Below are 10,786 nucleotides of genomic sequence, written 5' to 3'. Positions count from 1 at the left end.
TTGCAACCCCCTTGACGCGCTAAAGCACGACAAAAAAACCAGTCGCACCACCGCAACGTCTTTATATTCGGAAAAATAAACAAAAAAAGCCCCAACAAAACGACCTTGTTCTGTTGGGGCTTGTTTAGTGTCAGCATGCAAAAAGCCACTCTAAAGAACGACCTTCTTTAAACTTACTTTTTGTAGCTGGAAAGATATTTGTCTAACGCTTCTTGGCTTGCGGCTTTCACTGTCATACCGTTTGGTCCTGTACCAATGCTGGTAAATTGCTTAGCTGGTTCACCATGTTGTTTGAAAAACGCCAAGTCCTCAGAGCCTTCTTCAAATACCCAAAGGCGACCGTCTTCAATCTCTGTTTTGAAACCATCTATATCGTATTTTGAAGCCATAGACGTTTCTGTCGCTGTAGAAGCGCAAGCGCTCAAAGAAGCGCCGAGTAAAACAGCGATAGCAAGTTTGCTTTTGTTCATAGTAGTACCCTCTCAAGTGGATTGTTTAAAATTGAATAACCCCATAATGAAAGATCTACATGACAGAAAGATGACAAAAGCCCCTATCTTATCTTTTTTTTCATATATATTAATTTTCATATATTTTAAAAAACACATGTATTATTATGTTCAATACCGCAAGATCTACGCGTGCCTTATGGCCCAGTTACATTCAGGAGTCACCTTTGAGTCCCATACAATTTTACAAATGCCTCGCTGACGAAACACGCTTACGCTGCATGCTGCTTATTCAGTTAGAACAAGAACTGTGTGTCTGTGAGCTAATGCGAGCGCTCGATGAAACCCAACCTAAAATTTCTCGTCATTTGGCTCAGTTACGTCAATGTGGTTTGTTAACCGACCGTCGTCAGGGACAATGGGTATTTTACAGTATCAGTAAAACATTGCCCGAATGGGCGTTGAGCGTACTTTCTGAAACCGCTCGTCAGAATGAAGATTTCATTATCATTAACCAAGAGCAACTGCAAGCAATGGGTGATCGACCAGACCGAGCGGTCGCTTGCTGCGTTTAATTCTGAGAGTGGCAGCAATAAAAAAAGATAAGGTCTTTAATGTCTAGGATGTATCTAGGTTTTTCGGATCGGTGATAGATGAGCCCGTTTACGGCTCACTCTTTGTATTTATTCGCATTATTTATTTGAGGTTGTGATGACAATTAAAGTCGGTATTAATGGTTTTGGTCGTATGGGTCGTTTGTCTTTTCGGGCGGCGTTTGATTGGGACGAGGTCGAGTTTGTACAGATCAACGATCCCGCTGGTGATGCTGCGACACTGGCGCATTTAATCACCTTTGATTCAGTTCACGGGCGTTGGCACCACGACGCGCAAGCCGAAAACAATAGGATGATCATCAATGGTCAACGTATTGCTTGCACACAAAATAAAAACATTGCAGACACTGATTGGTCTGGTTGTGATGTGGTGATCGAAGCCAGTGGCAAAATGAAAAGCAAAGCCCTACTGCAAGCCTATCTTGACCAAGGTGTTAAACGTGTTGTGGTCACCGCGCCAGTCAAAGAAGACGGTGTGTTGAACGTAGTAATGGGTGTTAACCAGCATTTGTACGATAAAGCCCAACACACGATAGTGACGGCGGCCTCTTGCACCACCAACTGTTTGGCGCCTGTGGTGAAGGTGATTCATGAGAATCTGGGCATTAAACACGGCTCCATGACCACGATTCATGACATTACCAACACCCAGACTATTCTTGATGCGCCCCATAAAGATTTACGTCGCGCCCGCGCTTGTGGCATGAGCTTAATCCCAACTACAACTGGGTCGGCCACTGCCATTACGCATATTTTCCCTGAATTAAAAGGCAAATTAAATGGTCATGCGGTTCGTATTCCCTTAGCCAATGCGTCGTTAACCGACTGTGTGTTTGAAGTCGAACGGGACACCACGGTAGAAGAAGTCAATCAGCTGCTAAAAACGGCTGCCGAGACCGAGCTAAAAGACATTTTGGGATACGAAGAACGCCCACTGGTGTCTATTGATTATAAAACCGATCCACGTTCCAGTATTATCGATGCCTTATCCACCATGGTGATCAATGGCACCCAGGTCAAACTCTACGCTTGGTACGATAATGAATGGGGCTACGCCAATCGCACCGCTGAGTTGGTGCGCATGGTGGGTCTCGGCGATAAGGAATAATCCACTATGACATGGCTGGCACAGTTTTCCCCGCAAATCCGTCAATACATGATAGTGGCTGGCAATTATTGGGCCTTCACGTTAACCGATGGCGCCTTGCGTATGTTGGTGGTGTTGTATTTCTACGGGCTAGGTTATAGCCCTTTTGAAATCGCCATGTTGTTTATTTTTTACGAAGTGTTTGGCGTGATTACCAATTTGGTGGGCGGCTGGCTCGGTGCTCGGCTTGGCTTAAACCGCACCATGAATCTAGGGTTGTTTCTGCAAATCCTGGCCCTTGTCATGCTAATGGTTCCTGCCAGTTTGCTTAGCGTACCTTGGGTGATGGGGGCGCAAGCTCTGTCTGGCATTGCCAAAGATCTGAATAAAATGAGCGCCAAAAGCTCAATTAAACTGCTCGTACCAAACGATGCCCAAGGGCAATTATACAAATGGATTGCCATTCTCACAGGGTCTAAAAATGCTTTAAAAGGCGTCGGATTTTTTCTGGGTGGCGCACTGTTAAGCTTGCTTGGATTCCAAGGGGCTGTTTTGCTCATGGCAGCCACACTGACTTTCGTATGGATTGCCAGTCTTATTAGCCTTAAAAAAGACCTTGGTAAGGCCAAAAACAAACCCAAGTTCACCGATATTTTCTCGAAGAGCAAAGCGGTCAATTACCTTTCCGCTGCTCGGCTATTTTTATTTGGCGCACGAGACGTGTGGTTTGTAGTAGCGCTACCTGTGTTTTTAGCCAGCACCTTTGGCTGGGATCATTGGTATGTGGGGGGATTTTTGGCTCTGTGGATCATTGCCTATGGCATAGTGCAAAGTCTTGCTCCAAAACTCACTGGCAAGTCACAAGGCAAATTGCCTGATGGGCGACACGCTTTGGGTTGGGCACTGGCGCTGGGCGTCACGCCTATTTTTATCGCCTTGGCGTTAGACTTCAACTGGCACATAGAATTTGCCGTCATCACGGGACTACTCGTCTTTGGCGCCATCTTTGCGGTGAATTCGTCTCTGCACAGTTATTTGATCGTCAGCTACGCGGGCGAAGATGGCGTCTCACTCGATGTGGGTTTTTATTACATGGCAAACGCCATGGGGCGACTGATTGGTACTGTGCTATCAGGCTGGATTTACCAAGACTACGGACTCGCTACTTGCCTTTGGTTTTCAGCCGGTTTTATCGGTCTCACCGCACTCATTTCGTTAGGATTGCCCAAACATAGCGACGCGGCTAAGCCTATTTTGCCTTAGCCCTAGTTATTTATTTATCCCCTTCATATCAATCACTTCTTCGACAAAAAACCATGTTTAACCTCCCTATTCGCTGTTGAAAAACAGCCAGTGTACAAAGCCACGCTTGACTTACGTACAATTGAAGAAAATAATGGAACTGTGTTCCATTATAAAAACAAAATAGGAAATAACAAAATATGGCAAATATAACCCTAAAAAATGTAACCAAACGCTTCGATAAACTAGAAACGATTCACGGTGTGAACCTTAAACTGTGCGATGGAGAATTTGTGGTTTTCGTTGGCCCTTCCGGCTGCGGTAAATCAACGTTATTACGTTTAATTGCAGGTCTTGAAGAAATAACGGAAGGTGTTATTGAGATTGCAGATAAAAATATGAATAACGTCGCGCCAGCTAATCGAGGCGTTGCCATGGTATTTCAATCTTATGCCCTCTATCCGCATATGAGCGTCAGAGAAAATATGAGTTTTGGCATGGAAATGCGTGGTGAATCAAAAGAAAACATTCACACAAGAATTACCAAGGCCAGTCACATTCTGCAACTTGATGAGCTACTTGATCGCAAGCCAAGACAACTGTCAGGCGGTCAGCGACAACGCGTAGCAATTGGTCGAGCTATCGTACGTGAGCCCGATGTCTTTTTATTCGATGAACCACTTTCCAACTTGGACGCAGAATTGCGTGTGGATATGCGTATTCAGATTGCCCAACTTCATGCAAAATTAAAAACCACGATGATTTATGTTACCCATGATCAAGTGGAAGCTATGACGTTAGCGGATAAAATTGTTGTCCTACGAGCAGGCCATATTGAACAAGTCGGCTCTCCTATGGACTTGTATCACAATCCCAACAATGCATTCGTTGCTGGTTTTATTGGCTCCCCCAAAATGAATTTTTTACCCGCACTGATCAGTGATATTGAAGCTGACAATTTGGTTATGGTTGCTTTTAATGGACAAAAAATACCCTTTAAAATTCAATCAGATAAACTTTCTATTGGAGACCCTGTAACCCTAGGGTTCCGTCCAGAACACATCCACTTAGCAAAGCAAGAAGATGGCTTTCATTTTGATATCACAGTTGATGTCGCAGAACATCTTGGCGGCATCAGTTATCTTTACAGCCAAGTTGAAGACAACAAAGTAATCATTGAAATTTCTGGTGAAAATCTACTCGCATCCGGTGATGTGTTAAGCGTAGGAATCAAACAGAGCGACTGTTACTTATTCGACCAAGCGGGCAAAACATTGATTGATCGCGCTTTGCCAAATAGATAGCTGTATAAAAAATAATCCTTTACTAACACGTGTTAGTTTAGTATTTATTATATGAGTAATTGGTAGCAAAATTTTTTAACCAAATAACTAACGCGCGTTAGTACTATAACAATAAGAAGGAATCCCCATGTCATTTATGTCGCGCAAATTGAAAAGCTCGCTCTTTGGATACCTGTTTATTTTTCCTGCTTTGATTGGCTTTTTGCTTTTTTACGCATGGCCTGCTGGCAGGGCCGTTGGTATAAGTTTCACCGACTGGAACTTACTGAGTGAGCCATATTATGTAGGACTCGACAATTATGTCGAAATGCTAGAAGACGATCAGTTTTGGAATGGCTTAAAACTCTCAGCCTACTACGTGCTGCTTAATATTCCGTTGCAAATTATGCTGGGATTGTTTTTAGCCGTTGCCATGGATCGTTTAACCAAATCTCTTTTTGTCAAAGCCGCCATCCTACTCCCATATTTACTATCCAATGTATTAGTGGCGTTAGTTTGGCTGTGGATGCTCGATCCGATTCTAGGCATAGTGAACAGTTTGGTTGCTTTTTTTGGTTTAGCGCCTCAAGCCTATCTTGGAGACCCAGACCAAGCTCTGGTATCAGTAGCCGCCATCAACATTTGGCGTCATATGGGGTTATGCGCCATGCTTTTTTTGGCGGGCCTACAAACCATTCCCAAGTACCTCTATGAATCCGCATCATTAGAAGGGGTCACAGAATTTCAAATGTTCCGCAAAATCACGCTGCCACTATTAAGACCTGTGATGGTGTTTGTCTTAGTCACCAGTGTAACAGGGTCATTTCAAATCTTCGACACCATTGCCGTCACCACGGCAGGTGGCCCTCTCGATTCTACTCGAGTCATTGTCTATTACATCGTTCAAAACGCTTTTAGCTTTTACAAAATGGGCTATGCCTCCGCAATGTCAGTCACCTTATGCATGATTATGTTGGCTTACACTCTTCTTCAAATGCACATTATGAGGGCTTCCGAAAGTGATCTTAATTAAAAAAATTACCCCTGCTCGCTGCGTTGCTTGGTTGGTCTTAATCACCATGTTGGTGGTGACCCTCTTTCCATTATTGTTTGTTGCAAAGACATCATTTGTACCAGCAGGAGAGCTTTATACGACATCGACACAGCTCTTACCTGACAATCCTACTTTGTCTAATTACAAGAAGATTTTTGGCCTATTGAGTACTGAGGAATCCATTGCCGCTGGTGGTTCCGGTGCGAATATAAACATCACAACCTCAATGATTAACTCGGTCATTTTTACGGGCATTATTGTCATTGTACAAACCTTTAACTGCGCATTAGCGGCTTACGCTTTTGCTCGTATTCCCTTTTATGGCAGCAAATTGCTTTTTGGTGCCTTCGTTGCATCAATGATGATCCCCAGTGTGGTTACCTTGATCCCAAATTTCGTCTTAATGAGAGATTTAGGATTACTGAATTCCATGCTGGGCATGGTGGCTCCTTTCTTCCTAATGCACGGCTTCGCCGTATTTTTTTTGCGACAGTTCTTTATTTCTTTACCCAAAGATATTGAAGAGGCGGCTCAGCTTGATGGTGCAAATTCTTTCATGATTTTTTTCAAAATTGCCTTACCACTTAGTTGGGCACCATTGATGACGGTCGCCACCTTAACCACCATCAATATGTGGAATGAGTTTCTCTGGCCCTTTCTGATTGCTACCGATGACAGCATGAAAACCTTACCGGTTGCCCTGCAGTCATTTAAATCTCAAACCCCTCAAGGCCAACCTGATTGGGGAGGTTTAATGGCAGCTACCGTCATTGCCACTATTCCGACCATCATCATGTTGTTCTTTTTTGGTCGTCGTATCGTCGAATCTGTCCAGTTCACTGGCGGTAAATAAAAATAACAAAGGAGATATATCATGAAAATAAAACGTCTTACCTTCACTTCCCTTGCCGTTGCAGTCAGTGCAAGTGCTGCTCACGCGGTGGAAATAAAATATGTACTTTGGGATTCGAATCAACTCCCAGCCTACCAACAGTGCGCCAAGGATTTTAGTGCAAAGCATCCGAACATTAGTGTCAAAATCACCCAATCTGGTTGGGATGATTACTGGACAGCACTTTCTACTGGCTTTGTCTCTGGTACTGCACCCGATGTGTTTACTGACCATTTGGCAAAATACCCGGAGTTTGTGAAAAACAACCAGCTTGTGGACCTTTCAAGTTATATCGAACGAGACAAACTGGATCCAAGTATCTACACAGACGGCCTTTACGAAGTATGGGGCAAAGACGGCAAGCAGTTTGGTTTACCTAAAGATTGGGACACTATTGCGATGATAGTCAATATGGACATAGCCGAAAAAGCGGGGGTTACTTTAGACGAGCTAAATTTCATGACATGGAACCCACAAGATGGTGGCAGCTTCGAGCAAATTGTTCGCAAACTAACACTGGATAAAAATGGCAACAACGCAACCTCAGATAAATTTGATCCTAATAATGTGGCGGTTTATGGCTACCAGAATCCTGGTGCGGGCGGCATGATGGGGCAGATTGAGTGGAGTCATTTTGCGGTTTCAAACGGCTTTAAATTTCAAGATAAACCTTGGGGAAGCGAATTCTATTACGATCATAAGTCACTTGCTGACACGCTAGATTACCTTGCCGGACTGCCTAAAAAAGGCCTTTCAGCTGATTTTAAAAACACACAGTCTCTTGGCTCAGACTCGATGTTTATCGCAGGCAAAGCTGCCATTATTCCTCAGGGGTCATGGATGATTACCTACTTCGATAACAATGTGAAGAATAAGTATCACTGGATTCCTCTGCCTAAAGGCCCATCAGGTAAACGCGCCACTATGTTTAACGGTCTTGCCGATTCGATTTGGAGCGGCTCTAAGCATAAAGAAGAAGCGTGGCAATGGGTGAAATATTTGGGTTCTGCCGATTGTCAAAGCGTCGTCGCATCAAAAGGTGTGGTCTTCCCAGCGATTAAAGGCATGGCTGAAAAAGCCGTTGGTGCCCAAATGCAACGCAATATCGACTCTTCGGCCTTTCTGACCATGTCGCAGTCCGAAACGTATCTTCCTCCGATTGCAAAAAATGGTGCACGTATCGATAGCACGATGGAAAGCGCCATTCAATCGATTTTACTCGGCAAAGAAAGTGCACAAGAAGCGCTTTCGGATGCCAACAAAAAAGTACTCCGTTACAGCAAATAACAACAATCAACTCAGCCAGACACTGTTAACGTGAATGGCGACCAACTAAAGGATAGACATAATGCTTTCTCCTAAAATTGTACTCATTGGAGCGGGTAGTACCGTTTTTACTCGAAATCTATTAGGCGACATCTGGTCTTTACCAGCCCTTAAAAATGCTAAAATTGTGTTGCACGACATTGACGAGCATCGCTTGGATCTCTCTCTAGCGGTAGCACACAGATTGGCTGATATGCTGGATATTAAACCCGACGTTAGTACTGAAAAAAATCGTCGTATTGCGTTAAAAGACGCCGACTTTGTCCTGAGCACCATTCAAGTAGGTGGCTACAAACCCGCAACAGTACGCGATTTTGATATCCCCAAAAAATACGGTCTTGAGCAAACTATTGGCGATACACTAGGCATCGGTGGGATCATGCGAGGACTGCGTACAATTCCCGTCATGTTAGAGATGATAAAAGATATGGAAGAAGTCAGTAGTGATAAGGTCATCCATCTCAACTATGTGAACCCAATGGCAATGATTACTTGGGCTCTAAACAAAGCAAGCGACAAGGTCAAAACCGTTGGTTTATGCCACAGTGTACAGCACACTGCATATGAGCTGTCTCAAGATCTTGGCATTCCAGTGAAAGACATAGCGTTTCAATGTGCTGGCATTAACCATATGGCTTTCTATACAAAATTAGAACATCAAGGGGAAGACCTATACCCCAAACTAAAAGAGCTGGCCAAGCAAAATAAAATGCCAGATTGGAACCGCGTTCGATATGAAGTGATGCAACAGTTTGGCTATTTCCCTACAGAATCCAGTGAACACTTTGCCGAATATGTGCCATGGTTTATCAAACCCGGACGTGAAGATTTGCTTGCTGACTTCCATATTCCACTCGACGAATACCCAGGCCGCTGCCAAGTCTACGAGGTCGCGTGGCCTTTTATTGAGGAAGAATTACGTCACCCAGGCTCACAATCCACAACAGTATTACAGGATCAGCTAAAAACCAAAAACATCAAGGTGATGTCGCGAGAAATTGACAATGCCGCGAACATGCTTTCTGGTTTATCAGAAGTTAAACGCTCTGTTGAATACGGCAGTACCATCATAAACTCAATGGTGACTGGAGAGCCGAGTGTTATTTACGGTAACGTTATCAATGATAGACTCATTGATAACTTACCTGAAGGATGTGCTGTTGAACTCGCTTGCTTAGTCGATCATAATGGCGTTACTCCAACTCGTGTTGGCTGTTTACCCGTTCAACTTGCCGCTCTGATGCGAACCAATGTGGGCGTACAAGAAATGGTGGTAAACGCCGTTTTAGAGCAGAATAGAGATCATATTTATCATGCTGCTATGTTAGATCCTCACACCAGTTCCGTGCTCGATATAAAACAAATACGTGCTATGGTAGATGAATTGATGGAAGCACATCGGGACTATCTACCCGACTATTTTTATCAGTAATTTTACAGTAACTTTTGCGCCACTCTTTACTCAAAAATAATAAGCATTGAGTGGCGCTTATTCAGGATACCGATATGAAACCAACCAGTATCGAGGTGGCTAGGCTTGCTGGAGTCTCTCGAACCACCGTATCCTTTGTATTGAACAATGTAAAAAAATCCGGCATCAGCGAAGCAACTCGCATTAAAGTACTCAATGCAGCGGCGGAACTGGGTTACGAACCTAATGCGGCAGCACAATCTCTTGCTTCTGGCTCGTCAGCCACCATAGGCTTGGTGCTACCTGATATTCAGCATCTTTATGTAGACGCTTTCTTGGCTCGTGTTGTTGCTTCTGTTGCGGAAGAATCTCGTGCACAAAATATGAAACTATTAATCGAGTCTACCGATGGCGAAGCTTCACAAAACTATCGAAGATTGGCTAAAAGTGGTCGCGTAGATGGTTTGATCGTCGTGAACCCCAGAGAAGGCGATTATCGAGAGCTCTCTGAAATCAATCGTTTATTTATGCCTCTTGTTGCCTTTGGCAGTCCATCACGCAGCATTGCAACAGGATACGAATTTAGCACGACAGGAAGTAATAACTTTGTTAATGCGAAACTGGCCGTCAATCACCTAATTCAACTCGGCCATAAAAAAATAGCCCATATTGGCTTTGCATCCTCCACCTTTGCCAGTGTGCATTCTCGAGAAAGAGGCTGGTTAAGTGCTCTGGAAGAGGCTGGCCTCGATCAATACGCAGTAAAAGAATTTGCCAATTTAAGTGCCGACAGTGGATACCAAGCCTGTCTGCGCTTATTGCAGAAAAACACACCCTTTAGCGCGATTTTTGTTGGTAACGATACGGTTGCCTTTGGGGTAATAAAAGCACTGTCAGACAAGGGGTTAAAAGTACCTGAAGATGTCGCTATTGTCGGTTACGATGACATCCCACTGGCTAATTATGCTCCTATTCGGCTCACCACCATAAAAACCTTCCCAGAAGAACATGGTCAGAAATCAGTTGCCATGCTGCTAGAACAGCTAAACGGCAACACTGCAGCAACGCATCATAGAATTGAATCTCAGTTGATTGTGAGAGATTCTTGTGGTCCGAAGCTAACAACATAAAAAGCAGAATAAGAAGACGTGTTAGTCGACATCAGTCATCCTCCGCAAATAGGGTTTCTATCTCATCCCATTGGGGTAATCGATGCTTTTTAGGCGTCACATCCAGCGTTAAACCAACCGCATCTAAGTAACGTTGCAGAATATCTAACGACCCGGTGAAGTGGCCATTTTCAATCAAGGACAAGGTCGATTTATGAATACCTGTCTGCTCTGCGATCTGCTTTTGCGTTTTCTTCATCGCTTTGCGTGCGGCACATATTTTCTCGCCGATTTCTTCTCAGTTTGCCAATCTGCCATC

The 10,786-nt window shown here is 44.0% G+C and carries 11 protein-coding genes; 9 read left to right on the top strand and 2 right to left on the bottom strand.

All coding sequences use genetic code 11. The annotated features are described in order from the left end of the window. Positions 1-173: 173 nt before the first annotated feature. The gene (locus DKT73_RS05800) at positions 174-470 is read right to left on the bottom strand and encodes a hypothetical protein (RefSeq protein WP_111637614.1); all 297 of its coding nucleotides are present in this window, start codon (positions 468-470) and stop codon (positions 174-176) included. Between the two features lie 206 nt (positions 471-676). Here DKT73_RS05800 and DKT73_RS05795 point away from each other — a divergent pair, with 206 nt between their 5' ends. The 9 genes from DKT73_RS05795 to DKT73_RS05755 all read left to right on the top strand — a co-directional run bounded on the left by DKT73_RS05795 (position 677) and on the right by DKT73_RS05755 (position 10,488). Further along, positions 677-1,024: a metalloregulator ArsR/SmtB family transcription factor gene (locus tag DKT73_RS05795; protein ID WP_198666548.1), complete on the top strand. Its 348-nt coding sequence runs from the start codon at positions 677-679 to the stop codon at positions 1,022-1,024. A gap of 136 nt (positions 1,025-1,160) precedes the next feature. Then, a complete protein-coding gene (locus tag DKT73_RS05790) occupies positions 1,161-2,171 on the top strand; it encodes an ArsJ-associated glyceraldehyde-3-phosphate dehydrogenase (RefSeq protein ID WP_111637612.1) in 1,011 nt (336 codons plus the stop codon). Between the two features lie 6 nt (positions 2,172-2,177). After that, the gene (gene arsJ / locus DKT73_RS05785) at positions 2,178-3,413 is read left to right on the top strand and encodes an organoarsenical effux MFS transporter ArsJ (RefSeq protein WP_111637611.1); all 1,236 of its coding nucleotides are present in this window, start codon (positions 2,178-2,180) and stop codon (positions 3,411-3,413) included. Positions 3,414-3,592: 179 nt separating this feature from the next. Then, a complete protein-coding gene (locus DKT73_RS05780) occupies positions 3,593-4,696 on the top strand; it encodes an ABC transporter ATP-binding protein (RefSeq protein WP_111637610.1) in 1,104 nt (367 codons plus the stop codon). A 127-nt stretch (positions 4,697-4,823) separates the two neighbouring features. Further along, complete coding sequence (locus DKT73_RS05775; RefSeq protein ID WP_111637609.1) at positions 4,824-5,708, top strand: carbohydrate ABC transporter permease; 885 nt, start codon at positions 4,824-4,826, stop codon at positions 5,706-5,708. After that, on the top strand, positions 5,695-6,582 hold the full coding sequence (locus DKT73_RS05770; protein WP_232827794.1) for a carbohydrate ABC transporter permease: 888 nt from the start codon (positions 5,695-5,697) through the stop codon (positions 6,580-6,582). Before DKT73_RS05775 ends, DKT73_RS05770 begins: the two co-directional genes overlap by 14 nt. Before the next feature lie 21 nt (positions 6,583-6,603). Continuing rightward, the gene (locus DKT73_RS05765; RefSeq protein WP_111637608.1) at positions 6,604-7,908 is read left to right on the top strand and encodes an ABC transporter substrate-binding protein; all 1,305 of its coding nucleotides are present in this window, start codon (positions 6,604-6,606) and stop codon (positions 7,906-7,908) included. A 61-nt stretch (positions 7,909-7,969) separates the two neighbouring features. Next, the gene (gene melA / locus DKT73_RS05760) at positions 7,970-9,379 is read left to right on the top strand and encodes an alpha-glucosidase/alpha-galactosidase (protein ID WP_111637607.1); all 1,410 of its coding nucleotides are present in this window, start codon (positions 7,970-7,972) and stop codon (positions 9,377-9,379) included. A 74-nt stretch (positions 9,380-9,453) separates the two neighbouring features. Next, positions 9,454-10,488: a LacI family DNA-binding transcriptional regulator gene (locus DKT73_RS05755; RefSeq protein ID WP_111637606.1), complete on the top strand. Its 1,035-nt coding sequence runs from the start codon at positions 9,454-9,456 to the stop codon at positions 10,486-10,488. Between the two features lie 31 nt (positions 10,489-10,519). On the opposite strand, the gene DKT73_RS05750 is transcribed toward DKT73_RS05755, so the two are convergent. After that, positions 10,520-10,747: a type II toxin-antitoxin system RelB family anti-toxin gene (locus tag DKT73_RS05750; RefSeq protein WP_269814501.1), complete on the bottom strand. Its 228-nt coding sequence runs from the start codon at positions 10,745-10,747 to the stop codon at positions 10,520-10,522. Between the last annotated feature and the right edge of the window lie 39 nt (positions 10,748-10,786).

The sequence above is a fragment of the Marinomonas shanghaiensis genome, assembly GCF_003259175.1.
GTDB classification, from domain to species: Bacteria; Pseudomonadota; Gammaproteobacteria; order Pseudomonadales; family Marinomonadaceae; genus Marinomonas; species Marinomonas shanghaiensis.
This window is presented reverse-complemented; position numbering and strand designations above follow the sequence as displayed.